The 22,634-nt window shown below is 56.1% G+C and carries 19 protein-coding genes; 2 read left to right on the top strand and 17 right to left on the bottom strand.

Going from position 1 to position 22,634, the window contains the following annotated elements; translation table 11 throughout:
* Positions 1-172 precede the first annotated feature (172 nt).
* Both LKK40_RS06940 and LKK40_RS06935 read left to right on the top strand, forming a co-directional pair.
* Complete coding sequence (locus LKK40_RS06940) at positions 173-1,216, top strand: Gfo/Idh/MocA family protein (protein WP_304310023.1); 1,044 nt, start codon at positions 173-175, stop codon at positions 1,214-1,216.
* 201 nt (positions 1,217-1,417) lie between these two features.
* The gene (locus LKK40_RS06935; protein WP_304310022.1) at positions 1,418-3,199 is read left to right on the top strand and encodes a hypothetical protein; all 1,782 of its coding nucleotides are present in this window, start codon (positions 1,418-1,420) and stop codon (positions 3,197-3,199) included.
* A 215-nt stretch (positions 3,200-3,414) separates the two neighbouring features.
* Here LKK40_RS06935 and LKK40_RS06930 read toward each other — a convergent pair whose 3' ends face one another.
* From LKK40_RS06930 to LKK40_RS06850, 17 genes are all read right to left on the bottom strand, one after another.
* Positions 3,415-4,068 (bottom strand): peptide deformylase, encoded by a 654-nt coding sequence (locus tag LKK40_RS06930; protein WP_304310021.1) that lies wholly within the window; start codon positions 4,066-4,068, stop codon positions 3,415-3,417.
* The gene (gene glmM / locus LKK40_RS06925) at positions 4,068-5,453 is read right to left on the bottom strand and encodes a phosphoglucosamine mutase (RefSeq protein WP_304310020.1); all 1,386 of its coding nucleotides are present in this window, start codon (positions 5,451-5,453) and stop codon (positions 4,068-4,070) included. Before glmM ends, LKK40_RS06930 begins: the two co-directional genes overlap by 1 nt.
* A 262-nt stretch (positions 5,454-5,715) precedes the next feature.
* Entirely contained in the window at positions 5,716-6,702 is a 987-nt protein-coding gene (locus LKK40_RS06920; protein WP_304310019.1) for a C-terminal binding protein, read from the bottom strand.
* A 158-nt stretch (positions 6,703-6,860) separates the two neighbouring features.
* On the bottom strand, positions 6,861-7,241 hold the full coding sequence (locus LKK40_RS06915; protein WP_304310018.1) for a type II toxin-antitoxin system PemK/MazF family toxin: 381 nt from the start codon (positions 7,239-7,241) through the stop codon (positions 6,861-6,863).
* A complete protein-coding gene (locus tag LKK40_RS06910; RefSeq protein ID WP_162000721.1) occupies positions 7,238-7,492 on the bottom strand; it encodes an AbrB/MazE/SpoVT family DNA-binding domain-containing protein in 255 nt (84 codons plus the stop codon). The genes LKK40_RS06915 and LKK40_RS06910 overlap by 4 nt, the downstream gene beginning before the upstream one ends.
* Positions 7,493-7,619: 127 nt before the next feature.
* Positions 7,620-9,008 (bottom strand): aspartate aminotransferase family protein, encoded by a 1,389-nt coding sequence (locus tag LKK40_RS06905; RefSeq protein WP_304310017.1) that lies wholly within the window; start codon positions 9,006-9,008, stop codon positions 7,620-7,622.
* 9 nt (positions 9,009-9,017) lie between these two features.
* Positions 9,018-10,151 (bottom strand): phosphotransferase, encoded by a 1,134-nt coding sequence (locus LKK40_RS06900; protein ID WP_304310016.1) that lies wholly within the window; start codon positions 10,149-10,151, stop codon positions 9,018-9,020.
* 191 nt (positions 10,152-10,342) lie between these two features.
* Complete coding sequence (locus tag LKK40_RS06895; protein ID WP_304310045.1) at positions 10,343-11,197, bottom strand: SDR family NAD(P)-dependent oxidoreductase; 855 nt, start codon at positions 11,195-11,197, stop codon at positions 10,343-10,345.
* 108 nt (positions 11,198-11,305) lie between these two features.
* A complete protein-coding gene (locus tag LKK40_RS06890; RefSeq protein ID WP_304310015.1) occupies positions 11,306-12,853 on the bottom strand; it encodes an ABC transporter substrate-binding protein in 1,548 nt (515 codons plus the stop codon).
* 62 nt (positions 12,854-12,915) lie between these two features.
* Positions 12,916-13,776, bottom strand: a complete 861-nt coding sequence (locus tag LKK40_RS06885; protein ID WP_304310014.1) for an ABC transporter ATP-binding protein — start codon at positions 13,774-13,776, stop codon at positions 12,916-12,918.
* Complete coding sequence (locus tag LKK40_RS06880; protein WP_304310013.1) at positions 13,773-14,654, bottom strand: ABC transporter ATP-binding protein; 882 nt, start codon at positions 14,652-14,654, stop codon at positions 13,773-13,775. The genes LKK40_RS06885 and LKK40_RS06880 overlap by 4 nt, the downstream gene beginning before the upstream one ends.
* Positions 14,654-15,541 carry an ABC transporter permease gene (locus LKK40_RS06875; protein ID WP_304310012.1) on the bottom strand — a complete coding sequence of 296 codons (888 nt, stop codon included), beginning with the start codon at positions 15,539-15,541 and terminating at the stop codon, positions 14,654-14,656. The genes LKK40_RS06880 and LKK40_RS06875 overlap by 1 nt, the downstream gene beginning before the upstream one ends.
* A 6-nt stretch (positions 15,542-15,547) precedes the next feature.
* The gene (locus LKK40_RS06870; RefSeq protein ID WP_304310011.1) at positions 15,548-16,492 is read right to left on the bottom strand and encodes an ABC transporter permease; all 945 of its coding nucleotides are present in this window, start codon (positions 16,490-16,492) and stop codon (positions 15,548-15,550) included.
* Positions 16,493-16,550: 58 nt separating this feature from the next.
* On the bottom strand, positions 16,551-17,849 hold the full coding sequence (locus tag LKK40_RS06865) for an aspartate aminotransferase family protein (RefSeq protein ID WP_304310010.1): 1,299 nt from the start codon (positions 17,847-17,849) through the stop codon (positions 16,551-16,553).
* 310 nt (positions 17,850-18,159) lie between these two features.
* On the bottom strand, positions 18,160-19,806 hold the full coding sequence (locus tag LKK40_RS06860) for a PucR family transcriptional regulator (RefSeq protein ID WP_304310009.1): 1,647 nt from the start codon (positions 19,804-19,806) through the stop codon (positions 18,160-18,162).
* Between the two features lie 130 nt (positions 19,807-19,936).
* A complete protein-coding gene (locus LKK40_RS06855) occupies positions 19,937-20,980 on the bottom strand; it encodes a zinc-binding dehydrogenase (RefSeq protein WP_304310008.1) in 1,044 nt (347 codons plus the stop codon).
* 176 nt (positions 20,981-21,156) lie between these two features.
* Positions 21,157-22,479 (bottom strand): aspartate aminotransferase family protein, encoded by a 1,323-nt coding sequence (locus tag LKK40_RS06850; protein ID WP_304310007.1) that lies wholly within the window; start codon positions 22,477-22,479, stop codon positions 21,157-21,159.
* Positions 22,480-22,634: the final 155 nt, after the last annotated feature.

Here is a 22,634-nt window from a genome sequence, read left to right as displayed (position 1 = left end):
TTTATCGCTTCAACTTCCTCAGTTGATGACCGCACTCCCCCGCTGTCTGGCGCCTCGCCTTGCACGATGGATTCCTCAGCTTCATTCACGACACCCATTATCTCTCGCCGGATCAAAACGTAAAGCGGAATTCCTAGAATGGAATCACGACCCTACGATTCAAGGAGGAATGATGAGCAGACTCAATGGCAAGCGCACCGAGGCCGAACGAGACGGCCTGAAGGTGAATGTCGCGATACTCGGTGCCGGGCGCATCGCGCATCATATGGCCGAAACGCTCAACGCCATGGCCGAAGACCCCCGATATGCCAATCTCGTCGCGCCTTATGCGGTCGCCGCGAGGGATGGCGAGCGGGCGGCGACCTTCGCCAAGCAATACGATATCCCGGTTTCCTACGGTTCATACGAGGAGCTGCTGACCGACCCGGAAGTCGATCTGGTGTATATCGCCACGCCGCACAGCCTGCATGCCGAGCAGGGAATCCAATGTCTCAAAGCCGGCAAGAATGTGCTGGTTGAGAAATCTTTCACCGCCAACGCCTCGCAGGCGCAGGAACTGCTGGATGTCGCACACGAAATCGAGCTGCTGTGCACCGAGGCCATCTGGACGCGGTATATGCCCTCGCGTGGCATCATCGACGACATCATAGCTTCGGGCGCGATTGGCGAAGTCCGCACAGTGAGCGCGAATCTGGGCTATGTAGTGTCCGGCAAGGCGCGCATGATCGACCCGGCGCTGGCTGGCGGCGCGCTGCTCGACGTCGGCGTATATCCGCTGAATTTCATCGATATGGTCATGGGGCCGCGCCCGATCGAGCGAATCAACACCGCCATGATTCGCCACGAAAGCGGCGTCGACGCGCAAAGCTCCACCACCATCATCTATCAGGACGGCACAATAGGCATCGCCGACAGCTCGATGGTCTCCGTCTCTGACCGCAGCGCCTCCGTCTGGGGCACCAAGGGATATCTCGTGTGCGAGAACGTCAACAACGTGGCGTCGATCGACGTTTATGACCCCAACCACAGCCTCGTCAAGCGCCACGACGTTCCCGAGCAGCTGACCGGCTACGAGTATCAGGTAGCCTCCGCCGCCAACGCGATTCTCGACGGCAAAGGCGAATGCCCCGAAATGCCCCACGCCGACACGATGCGCATCATGCAACTCATGGACCGGATTCGCAGTCAGTGGGGTTTGAAGTATCCCTTCGAATAGATTGAAGCATTCCGTGGTCTTATCTGTCAGTCTTTTCACGCGGATTCCCACGCAGTGCTTTTACACGGTGTTATTCCATTACACAGTGACACTCCGTGCAGTGCGCCCGGAGCGATACAGGACGATACGCGGATTCGGTAGGCTGGTAGGGACGGAATCAATTATCGGCAATCAACCACCGGAACGGAGGAATGACCGATCATGACATACCACCCTTCCGAATTCAGCGACGGCCACGATGCTGACCGTACCGACGACAGCAAACGACACCGTGCATCGGATGCGCATCCGAGCGGCAGTGCCCGCGAGCGCGAGACCGCACGTCACGACGTCGATTACGGGCACTCCCCCAATACCTCCGCCAACACAGATGCCAAAAGCGATACCGGCACGCTGCCGCACGATGAGGTCGACATCCTGCGCGATTTCATCGCCACCGGCTGGCCGCTCGGCACCGAGGATGACAGCCCCACGTTTCTGTGGAACGAGGTCCTTGATGATCTCGCAGCCGAATGCGATGCCACGCGACTGTCCGGACCGGTAGCGCCACTCGATCAGGCGCGCAGCATCATGAGAGCGCCGATTGACTGGTACTTCCAGAGTCTCGCAGCATCCGTGCCCGATACGCAGCTCACGCCGGAAGGGTATGCGATGCGTCAGGCCGCACTGCCCACCTTCCATATCGAAACGCGGGCCTTGTCCGGAGTACAGGCCGTGGCGGGCAATGCGATGATGAGCGACCATTGGCAGGACGCGGCCGCGAATCTTGCGGCCGCGCTTGAAATCACAGCGGAATTCATCGGCAGCATCGCTGATCGTGAAGACGAGGGCTTTGTCTTCCTCAAACGGCTGATTCAGGATATTCGCGTCTATTTCGAGTCCTTGGCGCGCAGTGCCGATCCGATCGCTGGCGCCGCGTCGCTGCAGGCTATACTCGATGTGGTTTGCAGCGAGGATTTCCGTCTCAATCCCACGCAGATGGTCGAGCTGCTTTCCTGCGCGCTGCCCTTCGCTCGATGGGACGACACGCGCGTGCTGGCTTATGATGCGCTGGACAAGGCGTCGGGCGCGATGGACCGTATGCTGCACCAGGCAAAAACGGATGTGCAGACCGATCTGGACAGCGAGCTGATGGAAAACGCAGACGGCGATCTGGTGGATTACCCGATCGAACTGGTGCATATGCATTTCGAGCAGACAATGCTCTTCCTGCGCCACGATCTGCTGCGCTTGAGCGGCGAAGGCGAGGCCGCAGACCGCTTCCTCGCCGAGCATCACGACATGGAGCCTTTCGCGGATTCCTATGCCGCCCGGCTCATCGCGCAGGAGCGCTGGCAGGAGCTGCTGGACTTCAGCGAGTCAGTGATGCGCGACGACCCGAACCAGCAGCTTATGATTATCCCCTCCGATGCGGCGCCTTACGAGTGGGAGTCCATACACGAGGCCGCTTTGCAGGCTTTAGGGCGGCGCGAGGAGCTGTGCGAGCTCTACCGCGAGCGCGTGGTTGAGGCTTTCGATTCCGACGAGATTTTCAATGTTTCGCGGCTGCGTGCAGTGAGCGGGGACAATTGGCCTCGTCAGGTCGAGCTGATTCTTGAGGAATATGACGATGGGCGCGAGCATTTCACGCGCAATATGGCCTATGAGCATCTGCTCATCAGCGAAAAGCTCGGCGAACGAGCCTGGCGCTACGCACGTCAATTCCCCAAGTCGCGTACGAAGCTGGCGAAAACCATTGCGCTGGCAAAACCAGAGACGGCGAAACACATCATCCTGGGGCCCATCGGCATGGACGGCAGCTACGAAGGCGAGATGCCAGCACGGCAGGCCGCGTATCAGCACATTGCCAAGTCGCTGATGAAGTATGCGTCGGTGTTCAGCATGAACGAAGCGCAAGCCATTGCACGCAAGCTCGTGGAGCGCTACCCCGCCAGAGCCAAGCTCGCGCAGGCGTTGCATGCGCTGCTTGAGACGGAGGGTTAGGGGTTAGGTCGACCGATGCCTTGTTCGTATCGTTGGATTCCAGGGATAATGCCCCTTTTGTGACGCCAAACCGCAACAAGCGTCACGAAAGGGGCAGAGCCTCTTCCCCGATGCCCTTTTCGTGACGATTATCCTGAGCTAGAGGCCCAAAAGGGGCAGTGGGCCTTGTGTTGTGATGCACGAGAGAGGCCAAGCCCCCCCAAAAAAAACCTTCGCTAAATCGTAAACCCAAGCTCTTCGGCAGCCTCGGTCGGCACCGGATCCTCGGCCCAGAAGTCGCTGAGGTTGTCGTCACTGCTTAAGGAACGGATTTCGGCCTTGTCGATGTACACTTCGCCGCTCAGATGGTCGGTTTCGTGCTGGAAAATGCGGGCCGGCCAGCCATGCATGCGTTCCTCATGGCGCTTGCCGTCCTCGTCCTGCCAACGCGCGGTGATGTCGAGCCAACGCCGACGCACGGCCTGATAGCCGGAGAAGCTCAGGCAGCCCTCGTAGAAGCTCCGCGTCTCGCCTCCGACCGGCTCATACGACGGGTTGATGATGACCTGGAACGGCAGTTCGCCGATTTCGCGCGGATCGTCCTCGTCGTCGCGCAGGTGGTCTTCGATTACGGCGATGGCGAGTCCCAGCCCGATCTGCGGCGCAGCCAGCCCGACTCCGGGCGCTTCCAGCATGGTCTCGCGCATGGTATCGAGCAATTTGGCAAGCGTGCGCTTGCTTAGCTGGCCCGCGTATTGCCCGGACGGCTGGCGCAGCACCGGCTCCCCCATTTGCACGATGGGCAGAATGCGGTCCTTGCCCGCCTCGTGCAGGAGCCCTTCGACGTCACGGTTGAGTTCGACGTCGACCTTCGCGTTGCGCCCGAACATCACAACGCCAGTTCTTCGGCGACCACTGCAGCGAGACGTGCGCAGACCTCGTCTGCCTGGGCTTGCGTCCCGGCTTCGGCCATCACGCGCACGAGCGGCTCGGTACCGCTGGGACGCAGCAGCACGCGCCCGGTGTCGCCCAGCAGCTTCGATTCGCGCTCGACAGCAGCCTGCACTGCGGCGTTGCCGGAAACCGCGCCCTTATCCACATTGGGCACGTTGACCAATTGCTGCGGCAGCTGCGGGAAGTCAGCGGCCAACTGGCGCAGGCTGCGCCCAGAGGAAGCCACTTCGTTGCACAGTGTCAGTGCGGTGAGCGTGCCGTCGCCGGTCGTGGCGAATTCACGATTAATGACATGGCCGGACTGCTCGCCGCCGAGCGAGTAGTCGCCGCGCAGCATCTCTTCAAGCACGTAGCGGTCGCCGACGCCGGTCTGCACGGTTGCAATGCCCATATCGGCCAAGGCGAGCTTCAGCCCCAGATTGCTCATCACCGTGACCACCAGGGTGTCATGGTTGAGCTTGCCCGCGTGCTTCTTGGCGCGCGCGAGAATGCCCATGATCTGGTCGCCATTAACCATGTCGCCGTTTTCGTCCACGGCAAGGCACCGGTCGGCGTCCCCATCGAAGGCGACGCCCATCACCGCATCCGAGGCCTTGACCATGGCCTGCAACTGCTCGGGGTGAGTCGAGCCGGCGTTCTTATTGATGTTGTAGCCATCCGGCGAGGCGTTGATGACCATGACCTCAGCGCCGGCCCTCCTCAGAGCTTCCGGCGCGACGACCGAAGCAGCGCCATTAGCGCAGTCGGCCACGATTTTCAGGCCCTTGAGCGGCTTGGGCTGCGTCTTGTCCGGGCCGATGGGCGCTATGGTGTCCACCAGATGGTCGATATACAGGTTGGTGGCGGTGGCGGTGTCATGGCTCACGCGGCCCACGCCGGCACCAGTCGGCCTGTTCCAGTTCTGCCCGAGCAGCGCTTCGATCTCGTCTTCCTTGGTGTCGGCGAGTTTGAAGCCGCCGCGCGCGAAGAACTTGATGCCGTTGTCAGGCATCGGGTTGTGCGAGGCCGAAATCACCGCGCCCATCTCGACGTTGAGCACCGAGGTGAGGAACGCCACGCCGGGGGTGGGGATGATGCCGGCGTCGATCACGTCGAACCCGCCGGCGCTCATGCCAGCCGACAGGGCCGAGGCGAGAAAATCGCCGGAAACGCGCGTGTCGCGGCCGACCAGCGCACGACGCCGTCCTTCCGGCCGGTCGTCTCTGGTGTCGGGATCGCCGAGGACGCGCACCGCTGCATCGCCCAAGTCAAGCGCCAGCCGCGCCGTCAGAACCCTATTTGCCAAACCTCGCACACCATCGGTGCCGAACATCCTGGGCATGTATCTCTCTTATCCTTAAGTTTCCTGACTACAATGCAAGTCACCATCGTACCCAAGACCACGCACCAAGCGACACCTCGGCGCCAGATGTGCCCGGTTCCATCGCATTTGGCGTGGTGCGAGTGGGACTGCGGGCGGGATTGCGATGTTCCGTCCTCGCAGCGTACGTTTTCACGCACCGCAATGAAGACCGTATCGGAAAACGTACGATAACTCGCGTCAGCGTACGTTTTCCAATATGGGCCTCGTCAGCCGCAACGCGTCAGTTCACCAGATCGTCAACGTGCCCGTCCGAATGTTTGGACAATGCCTGCACGAGGTGCTTCAGCGCTCGCTCGCGCAGTTCGTTGAACGAGTCCTCGCTTAGGAAGGCGGAATGAGGCGTGAGGATGCAGTTGTCGATTTCGGCGAGTTCGCCTACGCCCGCTCCCTCACCCTCGACCACATCGAGCGCGGCCGCGCGAATCGCATGCCGCCTTAGCGCTTCGACGAGGGCCTGTTGATTGATGACCCCGCCGCGCGCAGTATTGATAAGGAACGCGCTGTCCTTCATAATGTCGAGCTCGCGAGCGCCGATGAGATTATCAGTGACGCCAGTTATAAGCGGACAATGCAACGACACGTAGTCGGATTCGGCAAGCAGATCGTCAAGCGCATCAGCCCTTCGGCATCCATGTTCGGCCAGCAGCTCGTCGCTGGCGTGCGGCGCGTAGACCAGCACATCGAATCCCAAGGGCTTGAGCATATCGGCCAGCCGCATGGCGATGCCGCCGAAGAACACCAGACCGAAGACGAGGCCGCCAATGCGGCGCATCGGATACCCAGACAGCGCGTCCCAATGCCCTTCGCGCACCTGCCGATCCTGGAAAGTAATCTGCCGCGTAAGGTCGAGCACCATCGCAAGCGTATGCAGCGCCACGTCTTCTAGGCAGTACCCCGGCACGTTGGTCACCTGCACGCCGTGCGCGGTGGCGGCGGGAATGTCGACCGTGTCGTAGCCGATGCTTTCCAAGGAAATGATCCGTAGGCTCGGGCACCGCGCGAGAACATCAGCAGTGGCAGGCTCATACGTCAGCAGCGCGCCGACAGCCTGGTATTCGTTGACATGCGCATCGAGCGGCCTAGGATCGTTGATCTCAATAAGATTGAGATCATCAATCCCCCACTGCGCGAGCAGCTCGCGCTCGAAGGCGAGATCGAGGCCCAAGTTGGGGCATATGACATTATTCATCGCAGTGACTCGTTTCATACGGTGCGAAATTCTTTAGTCGCGAATAACCAAGCAGACTGAGCCACCTGTGTACAGTTTGTGCACTCCATCATAGCTAATCGTTTCCTTCGTTCTTCATTCACGAATCTCATCTCAACGCCATTCATCGCTTGACTTTGTCCCGCCATAGGAGCAAATCAATAATTGACAATCGTCATCTCGGGCTGTATCAGACAGCCGAGAATCGTTTCGACGATTTGCGTAAGTGCATCGTCAGCCAAAGTCGAAACTTTTATAGCATTCCGTGCTTCTAAATCGAGTGATTTGAGCTGCTCAGCCTGCGCCCAGCCACGAATTCGCCCACCAGTCATGCGTTCATCAGGCACAGCACCCACCTCAATATGAAGCGGGTAATGATTGTCGGTATGTGATATCGGGACAACCATCGTCAACCCGCTGCGACGGTTGAACGCATCATTGCTGATGACTACAACCGGCCTTCTTTTAGTTTGCTCATGCCCCGCGGCTGGATCCAGATCAATCCAGAGCACATCCCCATAGCGAAAGCGCGGCGTCACAGTGCCTCCCTGCCTACGGCCCCGGCGAAGCCATCTTCAGTTGACTTGAAATCCCCTTCATACCCGGCGAAAAGCGCGTCGATATTCTTGGGATGGATAGCACGCCGCCTCTTAGGAGATATGACGATGGAATTGTTGCGAATCTCAACGTCAAGCTCATCGCCCACATGCAGACCCGTCTGCGCAAGCAGGGTCCTGCTCAGCCTGACACCTTGGCTGTTGCCCCATTTCCGTACGGTCATGGTAGTCATATTCGGCCTCCATTTCATCTTGTTTATACATAGTATAAACATAAGGGTTTGCGACCGGCAAGCGTATTTCTCTATGCGCTATTTGATTCCATATCAGTTTCGCGCGCTATGCATTCGCAACACTCCATCACCCCAGCAAGCCCAAAGATCTCACCTGCTGCATGGCGTCGAGCAGGCGGTCTGCGTCGGCGTCGGAGAAGACCAGCGGGGGACGGAGCTTGAGGGTGCTGGCGTCGGCTCCGGAAGCGGAGATCAGGACTTTGCGCGAGCGCAGTTCGTCGACGACGCGCTGCGTGGCGGCGGGGTCGGGCAGGCCGCTATTGTCTCGGGACGTGATGTCGAGGCCGATGAACAGCCCAGCGTGGCGAATGCCGCCGAAACCGGGAGCATCACCGAGCAATGATTCGAGTTCGCCGGCGATGCGGTCGCCGATCGTTTCGGCATGCCGCAGCAGTTCGCGCTGTTCGATCTCGTCAAGGACGGCACTGGCAGCACGCATCGACACAGGATTGCCGCCGAAAGTGTTGAAATACCTCGTGCATTCGGCGAAGTGATCGCCGATCGGAGTCTTGTATACCACGGCGCCGGCGGGGATGCCATTGCCCATCGGCTTGCCCATAGTCACGATATCGGCATCGGCATGGTGCCGTTGGAAACCCCAGAAAGCGTCGCCTGTGCGGGCGAAACCGGACTGAACTTCGTCGGCAATCAGCAGTCCGCCTGCCTCATGCGTCGTCTGCGCAATCCGGCCTACCCAGCCAGGAGCACCGGGCAGCACGCCGTCGGATGAGAAGATCTGGTCGAGCAGCACCGCGCTGACGCCGTATCCTGCGTCATGCAGTTGACGGAAGGCCGCTTCGAACCTGCCCAGCAGTATTTCCTCGGCATCCGGACCAGGATTCTTGAGTACGTCCACGACTTCAACCGTCGCCAGGAAGGGCGCGAGCGGAATGCCGGTGCCGAAACTCGGCGAGATGGAAGCCACGAGATCAGTGATGCCGTGATAGGCGTTCGCCGTGACCACCACGCCGCGATTGCCGGTGTAAACGCGGGCCATGCGCAGCGCCAGATCGTTGGATTCGGAGCCGGAATTGGTGAAGCTCACATGGTCGAGCGTCTGCGGAAAGTAGCCCAGCAGCCGTTCGGCGTAATCGAGCACTTCGTCCTGCAAATAGCGCGAATGCGTGTCCTGCCTGGTCAGCTGGTCGGCCACCGCCTCGCGCACATGGGCGTTGGCATGGCCCACGCAGGCGACATTGTTGTAGCAGTCGAGATAGTCGTTGCCTTGCGCGTCGAACAGATGAGCGCCCTGACCGCGCACGACATGAATCGGCTGATTGTAGAACAACGGCCCCAGCGTGCCCAGCACCCGCTTGCGCCGTTCGATCAGTGCAGCCGAATCGGCGTCGAGGCCCTGCGTGCCCTTGGAGAAGTCGAAGCCGTTGGCGAGCGCCTTTTTGCCGGTTTGCTTGGTTTTTGCGTTGTTTTCTGCACTGTCGAGCTGCATTGTGCTCATATAAACTCCTTAGCTTGCGTGTTGTGTGATTATGTGTTGTGAGCTGTGTTCAAGCATGCTACGTTGTCGCGCGATGCCAAGCCTTTCCGCTACCAACTGGCCAAGATCCTGCACCAGCCGAAGCTTGTTTATCCGCTGCTGCAGATCGGTAAGATAATGACCGGCATCCACCCCCGAAAACTGTTCAGTCATTAGCGGCAGCAGCACCGCCAAAGCCCCTCTCGCCTCCACAATCGATGGGAGAAGATCGAGTTGCCAGGCATTGGCGAAACTATGGCCATTGCCATACCCAATGCCCTTCACATAGCCTTCCAGCGTAACGCGACACGGCATCAAAGGGTCATTCGGATATGACCGCTCGTCGATGAGATACGACAGGCATGTGCCCAGATCGCATATAGGCGGCATCATATGCATATCACCGAAATCTAGAATGCCTGACAATCGCTGCGGAGCATCAGGATCGATCATTAAATTGCCGGGGTGAAAATCGCCATGACACAGTGTTGCCGGAAGCTGTTCAACGACCGGCGCGACAATCATGTAGTCGTCAACTGCCTGTGACACCCGACGCCGGCTTTCGGCTTCATGAAGCATCGGCAGCAAATCCTCGGCTATCTGCGGCAGCAGCTGCATATCCCACAGCACACGCCCCGGAGTGTCGCAATACGACATATCGGAAAGCGCACACTGTATCTGTGCGAGTTGAAAACCAATATCATCGAGCAAAGGCCTTGGCAGAGGCCCCGACAACGCCGACACCATGACTCCATGAAGAAAGGTCGTAAGCGTGGTCCAACGCACAGTTTCATTTTGCTCGAAGCGAGTCACCAGCTCCCCACCACGCGCGGGAATCAGCCGCGTGGCAGGTATATCCGGCTGCGTCTCCTGCAGCAGCGTCAAAGCCTGGGCGCGCAACAACACACTGTCTCGCGATTCTGCAGGATGCTCGAATTTGAGGATATATCGCGGCTCTGCCTCACCACGCAGACTTACGGCAAAGGTGTCGTCGCGCTCGGTTGCGATGCGCCGGGTCGCCACATCATGCAACCCATACCAGTACTCTGCGAATTCGGACGCCTCACCCGCCGAAACCGCGTCATGAGGAACGCGCAGCATCTCATATCCTGAGAAATCGTGCATGGCTGGCACTCCCTACCGCACACGAATCAGCGGCTTGATGGTACGTCGATGGTCCATGTCGTCGTAGGCGGGCACGGCGACTGTGCAATCGGCGTCAAAATGAGACGCCAAGCTATCACCACAGCAAACGGCATCGTTCATAATGGTTGGCCTTCCATAAGGAAGCAGGAAAACTCCGGGATTATCTGGCATCACGGCGCGTATGGGTTTTCGACCAGCGTCTGCGCACCATCGACCACAAGCGAAGCGCCAGAGATGAATGATGCGGCCGGGCTGGCAAGATAGCAGACAGCCGAAGCGACCTCCTCAGGAGTTCCAAGCCTTCTCCTGGGAATCAACCGGTTCATAGCATCAATACGTTCAGGGCCATAGCTCTGCTTCAACGATTCGGTGAGAATAAGCCCAGGCCTGACTACATTGATAGTGATACCGCTATTTGTCTCTGCGAATTCCAGAGCCGCAGTGCGCACGAATCCCTCGATTGCGCATTTTGCTGCACCATAGTGGCTCATCGCAGGCAATCCAGTGATAGGACCGGTGATTGAAGAAATCGCGACAATCCGCGGATATCGTGAACTCTGCATCGTTTCGGACAAATCTCTCACTACCTGAAAGAAACGCGTCACATTCAGATTCCACATCTCATCCCACTGTTCATCGCTCATATGATCTATCCGGCTCCGCGAGAACGAAGACGCGCAGTAGATCAGTATGTCCAGCCCACCGAGCTCCTTGCCCACTATGCGCCGCAGCTGATGCGAAGCATCCTCTTCGCACATATCGAGCGTGATACCCTCTGCCCCCTGCGGGAGCTCTTTGCTGCCGGCGCTGCGGCCAATAACCACGGTTCTCGCCCCATAGCAGCTGCACCTTTCCACGACGCTCAATCCGATACCGCTTGTACCGCCTATGATTAGGATTCGAGAACCGGGAGCAATCTCATTGGAAGGAAACTTTTTCGCGTCATCCGTGCAGGGGACGGCGGAAACGGAGGACCTACATCCACTGCCAGCGTCAGCATAAGGACCCTTATGATGGGAATTCATCATCGTTGTCTTTCTAATATCCAAAGCAATGCCCCCAGCTGAATGAGCGTGGGTCTCACCAAACCGGGAACATTGCATAGGAATTGCACATCTATCATTACATACGCGTCAGCGTGTGAGGTGAGTCTGAGTCAGATCATATTGCCCGAGCGTAGTCACCTTGAAGTTCTCGACCCCATCTCGCACTACGAAAAGACCAGGTTTGTAGACCAAAGGAATTTCGGGGGCCTCTTCCGCAAGTATTTGCTGAACCTGAGCATACATCTTCTTGCGGTTATCGACATTATCGTCAGAGGCCGCCTTCGCAATAAGATCATCGACGGTGCTGTTCGCGTAGCCAGAATTCACGCTTGCATCACTGGCGAACATGTAATGCATCCACTCATCCGGATCGGAAACGTCATTGGTCATTTCGAACATTGCAATATCGAAATCACCCTTCTTGCGGTTGGAATAGATAGTCGTCGAATCAAGTGTCTGCAATTTGACGTCTATCCCGAGTTTCTTCCATGAATTCTGCAGGATCTGCGCAATCTGAGACTTTTCTGGATCGCCAGACTGCACTTGAATGGTTACGCTGAAGCCTGAAGGCGATGAGGATTTCGCCATCTCATCTTTTGCCTTATCCATCGAATACTCACTCTTGATGCTCTTATCGTAGCCCATCAAATTCTTGGAGAGCATGGTGTTCGCTTCCTCAGCTGTGCCATAATACACGGCCTTTACTATGGCTGCCTTATCAACTGCGTATGACATCGCCTTTCGCACATGTATATCATTCAAAGGCTTTTTGCGGTTATTAAGATTCACCCAAATCAGCGAGGTGGAGGGGAACGATTGCACGCTGACGCCTTTGGTTTTTTTCAATGCCTCTACCGACACAGCTGTCGGGAACTCATCGACATGCGCCTGACCGCTCTGCACCATCTGTTTTCGCGTATTCGCATCTGGAACGTATTTGAACGTTAATGTATTGAGTTTGGGCTTGCCCTTATCCCAATAATTCACATTCTTCTTGAACTTGATGGAATCACCCTTTTTCCAGCTGTCAAGCTGATAAGGACCAGTACCTATAGGATTATTGCGGAACTCCTGTTCAGTTTTGCCACCAAAGTTCGCAGGCATTATCGCGCTGGCGAAAATGGCCAAATCTGAGGGAAGCGGAGCCCAGGGTTGTTTGAGGTCCACTTTAATAGTGGAATCATCGACTATATCAACGCCGGTGATATTGTCCAATAAGAACTGCCAAGGCTTATCCTCACGCGGTTCGCGCGCAAAATCGAGCGACCATTTAACATCTTTCGCGGTCACTTCCTGACCGTTTGAGAATTTGACACCTTTGCGAAGTGTGAATGTCCAAGAAAGACCATCGGCGGCCTTTGTCCATTTCGTGGCAAGCCCAGGCTCAATTCCAGAAGCGTCGGCCTTATTTTTCGTCAACGATTCAAACACCTGCTGGACGGCCCAGATATCGCCGTTCGAATATGCTGTCTCCGGCATCATGTCCGTAGTTTCAAGAGAACGGGCAACAACCAAATCCTGCGCGACATTCGATGCGCCCGACCCTCCGCCTGAGCCACAGGCCGCAGCGGACAATAACGTTCCCATAGCTATGACAGAAGCGGCTAAGCGCCGTATTATTACATGCTTTCTCATGATACTTCTCCTCGTTTCTTTTTATTGATCATTACTGCAGCCAGTGCTCTGGCGGCAGGAAATTATTCGATCCTCCTTTCCAGCCGTTCGATATATGCACTGGAAAGCTTGGGCACTGCGTTCAGCAATGTCTTGGTGTAATCGCTTTTCGGAGAGGCGAAAATATCTTTGGTTGCCCCCTCTTCAACGAATTTGCCGTGATAAATGACATAAGTCCTATCACAGATGGCTTTGACAACATTCAAATCATGCGAAATGAACAGAATCGACAAATCCAACTCGCTGCGCAACCGCATAAGCAACGCTATGATCTCTGCCTGCACCGACACATCCAATGCGGCAGTAGCCTCATCAGCAATCAGCAACCACGGTCGCACGGCCAAGGCGCGGCAAATAGCCACGCGTTGGCGTTGGCCGCCCGACATCTCCCCTGGCAAAGCATCGAGATATTCCAAAGGCAACCGAACCAGTTTCATCAGGTAGTTGCAGTATTCGTCAATCTGCGTGACCATAACCACTTTGTGGTATCGAATCACTTCACGCAACATTTTGCGAACAGTAAGGCGCGGGTCCAATGAGGCGAAAGGGTCTTGGAAAACCATTTGGATTTCGCGCCACTGCTCGCGCTCTCGTTTCCGTCCCAGTGTTTTGCCGTCAAACACTATCTCGCCCGTGTATTCAGCATTCAAGCCGCATATGCATCGCGCAACCGTGGATTTGCCGGATCCTGACTCTCCGACAAGACCTACAATCTCACCCATTGCTGCTTGCATGCTGATATGGTCAACCGCCGTGAATGCCTCTTTGCCGCGAGACTTGGAAGCGAATTGCACCGTGAGATCCGTTACCTTCAGAAGACTGCTGCCTGACGAACCGGTATTCGTCAGCGCGCTGGCAAACGATGCCTGTATGCTGTCTGTCATAGTTCACTTCCCTCGTCCTTGACTGCATTGTCTGAATATTGCAGCATATATCCGTTGAGATAGGGCGTCGAACTCAGCAGTTTTTTGGTGTAGCCATCTTGGGGGTCATCGAAGATATTTTGCAAGCGACCATGTTCTACGATCTTCCCTTGATAGATCACACTCAACTGAGTGCATAGCTGCGAAACCACGGCTAAGTCATGCGTCACATAGAGTATGGCCGTACCAGCTTCTCTGATTTCTTCGAAAATCTGAAGAATCTGCTGTTGAATTGTCACATCCAAAGCCGTCGTCGGCTCGTCGCATAGCAGTACCTTGGGTTTGCACGCAATTGCCGCTGCAATCATCACTCGCTGGCGCATGCCTCCGGAAAGCTCAAAGGGGTAGGAGTCGAAACGATTTTTCGCATCCGTGATGCCGACTCTGTCCATCAGCTCAATCGCCTGACGCTTTGCCTCAGCTTTGCTCAGATGCTCTTTTTCCTGCACCGAATCAATAATTTGGTGACCGACTTTCATGATTGGGTTAAGGGCTACAGCCGGTTCTTGAAACACCATAGAAACGCCACTGCCACGCAGCGAGGAATCGTACTGCTGCGCTGCACTGTTGATGACTTCCCTGCCGCACACGGTGATAGTGCCGGAAACCAGGCGAGCTCCCTTATTGAGTAGACCCATCACCGCCCGCAATGTCAGGCTTTTGCCGGAACCGGATTCTCCGACGAGCCCGTAGGATTCGCCCATGCTGACGGTGATGTTCACATTGTCAACGGCAAGTCTCTTCTCTCCACGAGATTCCACTTCAATGCACAGATTGTTGATTTGCAAAGCATACGAATCATGGTTCAGGTTAGGCTGCTGGGGATTTGACGTACTCATCACTTCCTCACTTTCAACGTGTTCGCGAGACCATCGCCGATGAATGAGAGTGCAAGGCTGATCAGCACTATCATCACCGTGGGAATTACAGTGGGTCCGTAATTCCCAGCCGACAAGAACTGCTGTCCATCATTCATCATTTGACCCCAATCGGGGGTCGGGGGAACGATGCCAAGACCGAAGTAGCTTAATGTGACGATGATTCCCAAATTCATAACAACGTCACTCATCGCATACACGATGCCTTGCGAGGCGATATTCGGGATAACGTGTTTGAAGAGCACCCAGATATCCGAAAAGCCACTGGCCTTGCACGAAGCAATAAATTCACGGTCTCTCAAAATCAACGTCTCGCCTCGGGCGATACGGGTATAGGGAACCCATGAGACGGCAGTGATGGCGATGAAGATGCTCATACCACCATTGCCCAGCACAAAAACCAAGACGATTACCAGTACATAGAAAGGAAAAGACGACACGAGATCAGCGATTCGCATGATCAAGGAGGGGATGAACCCAGAATCATATCCGGCAATAGAACCGAGTATCGTCCCTATGCATAGGGGAGCCAGCACAGCCATAACTGAGACCAACAGGTCGATGCGACCTCCGTAGAGCAGCCGAGACCAGAGATCTCGCCCGAATTGATCTGTGCCAAGCGGATGGTCTGCCGAAGAGCCCAACATGGTCTGATTCAGATTCTGAGCAATCGGGTCATGCGGCGCGATCATTGGCGCAAAAATAACCGCTACAACGATAATGCCTAGAATAATCGATCCTATGATAATCTGCGCATTCAGCACACCACGTCGTCTTTTACCGGGAATGCGAATGCGAGCATATTCTTTGCTGGCTTCAGCTACAGTGGCTTTCGATGGTTCAGTCATGATTGCTCAACCTTTCTGCTCGGCGCGAGGATCGAGCGCACCATACACAAGATCAGTTATCAGGTACACGAGTATCACGATGATGCCGAAGACGACTGTAAGGCTTTGCACCACAGGAAAATCACGCTTCAGCACGGAATCCATCATGAGCTGCCCGATACCGGGAACCGCGAACACGTTTTCGACGACCAAGGTGCCCCCAACTAGGAATCCAATCTGGATGCCCAGTACCGACACAGCAGAAATCGAGCCGTTGCGCAACGCGTAGGCAAAGAGAACATGACGCGGAGCCAGACCTTTCGCCTTGGCAAAATTTACATATTCCGATTGCACCGAATCCTCAAGGCTCTGAATCAGGCTTCGGCTTAGAATTGGTGCGATGGTAATGGAAACAGCCAATGACGGCAATATCAAAGCCATGATGCTCATTTGCCCGCTACCACTGCCAATAGGGAATATGCCAAGTTGGATGCAGAAAATCTGCATAAGAATGGCTCCTACGAAGAACGTAGGCATTCCTTGGCAAATTGCATTGATAACTCGCACCGTCCCCGCGATGAGCCTGGACGATGAGGTGGCGACCCAAATCGATAACGGCAATGAAATGAGTATGGCAAACAAGGCGGCGAGAACCATGATGGCAAGAGTCACAGGAATTCTCGTTGCGAGAAGTTCCGCTACAGGTGCCTTAGCCGCATACGACACGCCCAGATTACCTGTGCACAGTTGCTGAAGATAACGCAGATACTGTTCCCAGAGAGGGTCGTTAAGTCCCCAAGCTTGACGAAGATCGTCTAAAGCCTTCGCACTGGCCTTAGGGCCTAATACCTGCACAGCAGGATCGCCAGGAGTGAGCTTCATCAAGAAAAACGTCAGCGTGGCACATCCCCATACCGTAGGTATGAGAAGCAGCAGTCTCTTGCCAATGTATAGCAACTTTGAGCTAACCATCGTTCTCCCTTTCTTCCATATGCATTCCTGCACTCTTATTGTTTAAGGCGTACGTCTCTTACACCGTTGCAAGCACCTCTTCGAAAATCGCAAGCCCTTCTTCGATGTCTTCCTGCGTTGAATTCAGAGGCGCGGCAAACCGAATGGCGTCATGGTCAGCTCCGCATCCCAACAGCAGAAGTCCCTTCTCCAAAGCTTTTGCACTGACTTCTGTGAAAATGTCAGCTCCGGTCTTTCCTTTCACAGTGCCAAACTCGATGGCGAGCATCATGCCCAACCCGCGCACATCGGCAATAAACGGGAACTTTGCCTGTAATTCCACAAGCTTGGATTTGAAGAAGGCCCCGACCGTCGCGCTGTTTTCTACGATGTGCTGCTTCTCGAATTCATCGAGAACTGCAAGCCCGGTCGCGCTCGCCACAGGGTTAGCCCCGAAAGTGGTGCCGTGCATGCCAGGACGCCACTTCTCCATGATTTCAGGAGTAGACACAACAGCGCTCATGGCCAATCCGCCCGCAATAGCCTTTCCAAGAGTCATGATGTCAGGGATAACGCCTGCATGCTCACCTGCGAACATTTTCCCGGTACGGCCGTAGCCGGACTGTATCTCGTCGAAGATCAACATGATGCCATATTCATCAGCAAGCGCACGAAGCCCTTTAAGGAAACTCGGATCAGGCACCACGTACCCACCTTCTCCCTGCAGCGGCTCCACGTAGAAGCATGCGACCTCCTGCGGAAGGACAACATATTTGAAAAGTTTCTTGATTTCGCCGAGGCACCAATCGGCGCGCTGCTTGGAGTCATATCCCTCTGGGCACAAATCGCGTGACGGATACGGCGCAAAGTACACACCGCCCATCATCGGTTCCAGCCCTTTTCTATAAGCTGCGTTTGATGCCGTGATGCTGATGGCACCCATTGTGCGCCCATGGAAAGAACCTTTGAATGCAATGACGGCGGGGCGGCCCGTGGCGACGCGCGCCAATTTGATGGCGCCGTCAGTCGCTTCAGCCCCGCCGTTGGAGAACATCACTGTGTTCAAATTCCCAGGAGTGATTTGCGCGATTCGCATGGCAAGTTTCAATGTGCTGGGATAGCTCACCACATTGAACGAGGCTGTCATGAGCTTTTCGATCTGCTGTTTCGCAGCATTCACCACACTGGGATAGACATGCCCAAGGGCGTTCACGGCAATACCCTGAACCCAGTCGATGTAGCGTTTGCCATTCACATCCCAGAGATATTGACCAGAGGCGTGATCCACGACAAGGTCTGTTGACTTTGCGACAGCAGGGCTGAGGTATGCTTCGTAATCCTTGAGACTGATGGTTTCATCGGCTTTTGTCGTTGTCATAAAAAAGCTCTTTCCATATCTGGAATATTTGAAATCTTGCAACGACTATGCCTCAGCGAAGAGTTCTTGGACAATATCCATTAGTCCATTGAATCGAATTAGCTTGGATACATTATCCGGTTATTCATTATTGGTAACACACCATTATGCCAATGCGAAAGCTCACAAAAACGACTGTTGCGATTGGCATGGCCATCGTATATTTGCCGTTTGAAAATATCAGGCCTTCACATCTTTAATCACGAAGCGATACAGAACAGATAACGTAGAATTTACCTCGCGCTGCCTTTTGCTCTGCCATGTCTTGTCGTCACATCGCATTGCGAATGAACGCGAGCGCGATGTAGATTTTCACGCGATCTGATTCCAGCGAGAGATCCAGGCCAATCAGCTGTTCCACCTTGGCGATGCGATTTTCGATGGTATGCCGATGCACATCGAGCCGACGCGCACTCAGCCCCACATTGAACGAACAGGACACCACCTCGCGAATCGTTTTCATAAGCAACTCCGACTCATCTGCGGGAAGCTCCTGTAGAGGACGAAACAGCTCAAAAGCGTAAGCTGAGGCCAGCTGCGGCAATACCAGCTCGTGCGGAGACATATCAACCACTGATCTCCCATCTTGTCTGATCTTCCTCATGTTCATGTCCTGAATCGCCTCAGGGAAGGACTCATCCAGAGATTCCCAAGCACTGGAAGGCATCATGCCGTATTTGAGATTCTTCTCCCTATCAAGCATCCGTGCAAGCATGTCACGGTCATCTTCGGCCGCTACTACCCATAATCTGCCGCCGTATTCGCCAAATACAAAATTGCTTTTTGTTTTGCCGCCCTTCTCGGCCGCCGACAGCATTGCATAATGATGTTCCAACGCCGACTTCTCGCCGTCTAGGCATATAAGGACAAGTGGCGGAGACGGAATCATGGACCACAGCTCATGCGCCATCAGCAACGCGAGATGGCTTTGCCCTTGTGCGAGACCTGCCATAGCTATGGACCGAAGATGTCTCATGTGTTCGTCGTTCACCGTAATCCGAGGAAGGGTAACGGCCAGCACATCGGCCGCAGACATGGCGATGGAGCGGAAAAACATATCCGATTCCTCTAGCTGCGGTATCGATGCCACGATGACCCCGAAGGGCGGCTGCCTGAGCAACTGCGGATTCTGGACAACGCATACGCAATAATCCCTGTCGTTTTCCAAGCCGAATATTGTCTTGATTCGCCAAGGCTCCGTGCTGCGTTCACGCTTCCTTGCCATTTTCAACGCCCATGCTCGCGCTGGGGATTCAAAATCCTTGTGTGATATGGCGATAATTTCCCCTTCGGCACTGGAAGACGTATCAACGAATGCCACGCACCCGTTGATTAGCGAAGAAACAGTGTCGATAACGGAGCCTATCGGCATGGGGCTGGATAAAGCATGAATGACGTTGCGCTGCGCTGCGTACGTCCTGCGCGTAAGGTTGTCGTTTTCGTTGGTCAAGGACTGGGAGACGGCTTTGGAAACGGAAGCAAAAGGGGTATTCAAGGGGATTTCGAACAGCACCATGTCGTTTTTCTTCGCTGCTTCAATCAAGGCCTTGGGAGTGGACGGGTGCTTGATGCCAAGTCCGAAACCAAACGCGAGCACACCTGCCTGGCTGAGCTGCGAAATATAACAGTCCCACATGTCCTGATAGGACTTCTCGGCATCATTATGCCGCGGAGAGAGTCCGAAGGCTTTCAGCGCCTTTCTCAGCAGCAGGCGCTCTTCCGATGAATCATCATGTTCGAAGGGGATGTTCATTCCACAGGTGATAAGAATCTCTCCCGGCTCGGACCATGCCGCGTCGAGCACCTCCGTCGGATGGCACCATACAATTCTATGATCAAGTGCGCCGCGCCCAGCTCCATGGATCAGTGTGAGGTTGAGCGAGGAGTCGGCGAGTAATTCTTCAACGGTGATAGCCATGAGATTATCATTATGGAAATATGTGTCAGCCGAGTTTCCACAGGGCATCAATTGGGCATGAAATTCCGCGCGTGTTGCAGGCGGATCAGTATCGTTGCAGCTGCTACAGCAACGAATCGGAGTAAAAAGCCTACCGCACGCGAATCAACGGCTTGATGGTGCGCCGATGGTCCATGTCGTCGTAGGCGAGCGCGATATCGCTCAGCGGGTACTGCTTGGTGTACACCATGCCGGGATTGATCTCGCCCGAAAGCACGGCTGGCATGGTGTCAGCAATGTAATGGTGCGCTGGTGACATGCCGCCTGCAACCGTGATGTTGCCACGGAACAGCAGCCCGGCATCGATGGCCACGCCGTGCGGCAGCCCTACGTAGCCCACGGTTCCGCCAGCCGTGCACATGCGCAGCGCGGTGTCGAAGGACTGCGCAGATCCCACGCATTCGAGCACCACGTCGCTGCCTTCGCCGCTAGTCAGCTTCGTTACGGCATCCACAGCCTCGTCACCGCGCACGGTGATAATCTGGTCGGCTCCGAAGGACCGTGCCAAGGCATTGCGGTCCGCGTGGGAGCTGCCGGCGTTGATGACACAGCCTGCTCCCAGCATTTTCGCCGCCATGATTGCGCACAACCCTACCGCGCCGTCGCCGACGACCGTCACCACGTCGCCTTTGCTCACATGGGCGCTTACGGCCGCATGATATCCGGTGGTGAACACGTCGCTCAATGTCAACAGGCTGGGGATCAGCCGCTCATCGGGCCGCGAACCGTCAGGCAGCGCCTTGACCAGCGTGCCATCGGCGAAGGGCACGCAGGCCGCCTCGCCTTGTCCGGCGTCGGCAGTCTCGCGCCCCCAGAACCCGCCGTTGACGCAACTCGTCTCCAAGCCTTTGCGGCAGTAGCCGCACGTCCCGTCACTGTAACGGAATGGCACAATCACCCAGTCGCCGGGTCTGACGGAGCGAACCTCGCTGCCGACCTCGCGCACAGTGCCCACGAATTCATGGCCGATGCGGTTAGGAGCGGCAGCACCCTGATCGCGGTAGGTCCACAAGTCCGAGCCGCACACTCCGGCGTACTCGATGTCGACAATCGCATCGGTCGGATGCTTGATCGTCGGCTCGGGTACCTCATCGAGACTTATCGTATGGTTACCGTGGTAGACGGCAGCTTTCATGGTGGTTAGCCTTTCGTTAGGTGCTTTTCGTTAGGTGACTATGACGCTATGGCGCGTGGCACTGCGTATACCGATGCCGTGTCGTACGAGACTACGATATGAAACTACGTCATGCGTTTTAATTGAAATCGTCATGCGGTCGCGGAGAAGTCGCAGCGAATACATGGCACGCGAGCTCACAGCGAAGCCAGCACCCCGTCGAACACATCAAGGCCTTCGTCAATCTCCTCCGTGGTGGAGTTCAGCGGCGCGGCGAAGCGAATTGCGTCGTGGTCGGCGCCGCAGCCCAGCAGCAGCAATCCGGCGTCCAACGCTTTGGCAGAGACTTCGGCGAAAAGATCCGAGCCGTTCTTGCTGCCCTTCGAGCCGAACTCGATGGCGAGCATCATGCCTTGGCCACGCACATCCGCGATGAAGGAGTACTGCTGCTGCAATTCGAGGAGCTTGGACTTGAAGTAGTCGCCGAGCTGCGCGGCGTGATCGACGATGTGGTGTTCTTCGAACTCGTCCAGCACCGCCAGCCCAGCGGCTCCAGCGACCGGATTGCCGCCGAAGGTGCCGCCGTGCATGCCGGGGCGCCACTGGTTCATATGCTCTTCGCTCGAGATCACCGCGCTCATCGGGAAGCCGCCGGCGATGGCCTTGCCCACGGTCATGATGTCGGGCACCACCTGCGAATGCATGCTGGCGAACATCTTGCCGGTGCGGCCGTAGCCCGACTGAATCTCATCGAAGACCAGCATGATGCCGTGCTCCGTGCACATCTGGCGCAGCCCTTGCAGGAAACTGGGGTCGGGAACCACATAGCCGCCCTCGCCCTGCAATGGCTCTGCGTAGATGCAGGCGACTTCATCCGGGGAAACGCAGTACTTGAACAGCTTCTCGATCTCGCTCAGGCACCACGACGCGCGCTGCTTGGCGTCGTAACCTTCTGGGCATAGGTCCTTGGAAGGGTAGGGCGCGAAGTAGACGCCGCCCATCAGCGGCTCGACGCCCTTGCGGTAGAAGGAATTCGACGCTGTAATGCTGGTCGCCCCTATAGTCCTGCCATGGAAGGAGCCCTTGAAGGCGATAACAGCAGGGCGGCCCGTCACGACCCGAGCAAGCTTGATGGCGGCATCCGTGGCCTCGGCCCCACCGTTGGCGAAGAGCATCGAATTGAGATCGCCTGGGGTCACTTGCGCGATGCGCTCGGCGAGCTTCAAGGTGGTCGGGTAGTTGACGACGTTGAAGCTGGCCGTGATCAGCTTCGCGATCTGCTCCTGCGCAGCCTGCACGACCCGGGGATGGGCATGGCCCAAGGCGTTGACTGCAATGCCCTGCACCCAGTCGATGTAGCGCTTGCCGTTCACATCCGTCAGGTACATGCCCTTGCCCGATTCCGCGACCAAGTCCGTGGCCTTGGACAGCGCCGGGCTGAGATACTGCTTATAGTCGGAGAACTGAACGTCAGAATCTTCGATATCTTTCGTGAACGTCTCTACGAGCTGCTGTGGCATCTGCGTACCCTCCATGTAGTGGATTTCGTGTGACTTGTCTACGGATTACTCACGGATTTCATGTGAACTGCATGCGATGAATAACCATTGATGGTAGCCATTGTCCGACGTCGAAGAGCGCTGGACAATGGAAAATATGCCAATATGAAACACAA

Source organism: Bifidobacterium tibiigranuli, from assembly GCF_022655035.1.
GTDB classification, from domain to species: domain Bacteria; phylum Actinomycetota; class Actinomycetes; order Actinomycetales; family Bifidobacteriaceae; genus Bifidobacterium; species Bifidobacterium tibiigranuli_A.
Note: the sequence above shows the minus strand (reverse complement) of the source record. Positions and strands in the feature narration are given on the sequence as shown.

Bases quoted from the DNA above. Each gene is read 5' to 3' on its own strand.
- LKK40_RS06940 (WP_304310023.1), top strand. From the start codon at position 173: ATGAGCAGACTCAATGGCAAGCGCACCGAGGCCGAACGAGACGGCCTG.
- LKK40_RS06935 (WP_304310022.1), top strand. From the start codon at position 1,418: ATGACATACCACCCTTCCGAATTCAGCGACGGCCACGATGCTGACCGT.
- LKK40_RS06930 (WP_304310021.1), bottom strand. From the start codon at position 4,068: ATGTTCGGGCGCAACGCGAAGGTCGACGTCGAACTCAACCGTGACGTC.
- glmM (WP_304310020.1), bottom strand. From the start codon at position 5,453: ATGCCCAGGATGTTCGGCACCGATGGTGTGCGAGGTTTGGCAAATAGG.
- LKK40_RS06920 (WP_304310019.1), bottom strand. From the start codon at position 6,702: ATGAAACGAGTCACTGCGATGAATAATGTCATATGCCCCAACTTGGGC.
- LKK40_RS06910 (WP_162000721.1), bottom strand. From the start codon at position 7,492: ATGACTACCATGACCGTACGGAAATGGGGCAACAGCCAAGGTGTCAGG.
- LKK40_RS06905 (WP_304310017.1), bottom strand. From the start codon at position 9,008: ATGAGCACAATGCAGCTCGACAGTGCAGAAAACAACGCAAAAACCAAG.
- LKK40_RS06900 (WP_304310016.1), bottom strand. From the start codon at position 10,151: ATGCACGATTTCTCAGGATATGAGATGCTGCGCGTTCCTCATGACGCG.
- LKK40_RS06895 (WP_304310045.1), bottom strand. From the start codon at position 11,197: ATGAATTCCCATCATAAGGGTCCTTATGCTGACGCTGGCAGTGGATGT.
- LKK40_RS06890 (WP_304310015.1), bottom strand. From the start codon at position 12,853: ATGAGAAAGCATGTAATAATACGGCGCTTAGCCGCTTCTGTCATAGCT.
- LKK40_RS06885 (WP_304310014.1), bottom strand. From the start codon at position 13,776: ATGACAGACAGCATACAGGCATCGTTTGCCAGCGCGCTGACGAATACC.
- LKK40_RS06880 (WP_304310013.1), bottom strand. From the start codon at position 14,654: ATGAGTACGTCAAATCCCCAGCAGCCTAACCTGAACCATGATTCGTAT.
- LKK40_RS06875 (WP_304310012.1), bottom strand. From the start codon at position 15,541: ATGACTGAACCATCGAAAGCCACTGTAGCTGAAGCCAGCAAAGAATAT.
- LKK40_RS06870 (WP_304310011.1), bottom strand. From the start codon at position 16,492: ATGGTTAGCTCAAAGTTGCTATACATTGGCAAGAGACTGCTGCTTCTC.
- LKK40_RS06865 (WP_304310010.1), bottom strand. From the start codon at position 17,849: ATGACAACGACAAAAGCCGATGAAACCATCAGTCTCAAGGATTACGAA.
- LKK40_RS06860 (WP_304310009.1), bottom strand. From the start codon at position 19,806: ATGGCTATCACCGTTGAAGAATTACTCGCCGACTCCTCGCTCAACCTC.
- LKK40_RS06855 (WP_304310008.1), bottom strand. From the start codon at position 20,980: ATGAAAGCTGCCGTCTACCACGGTAACCATACGATAAGTCTCGATGAG.
- LKK40_RS06850 (WP_304310007.1), bottom strand. From the start codon at position 22,479: ATGCCACAGCAGCTCGTAGAGACGTTCACGAAAGATATCGAAGATTCT.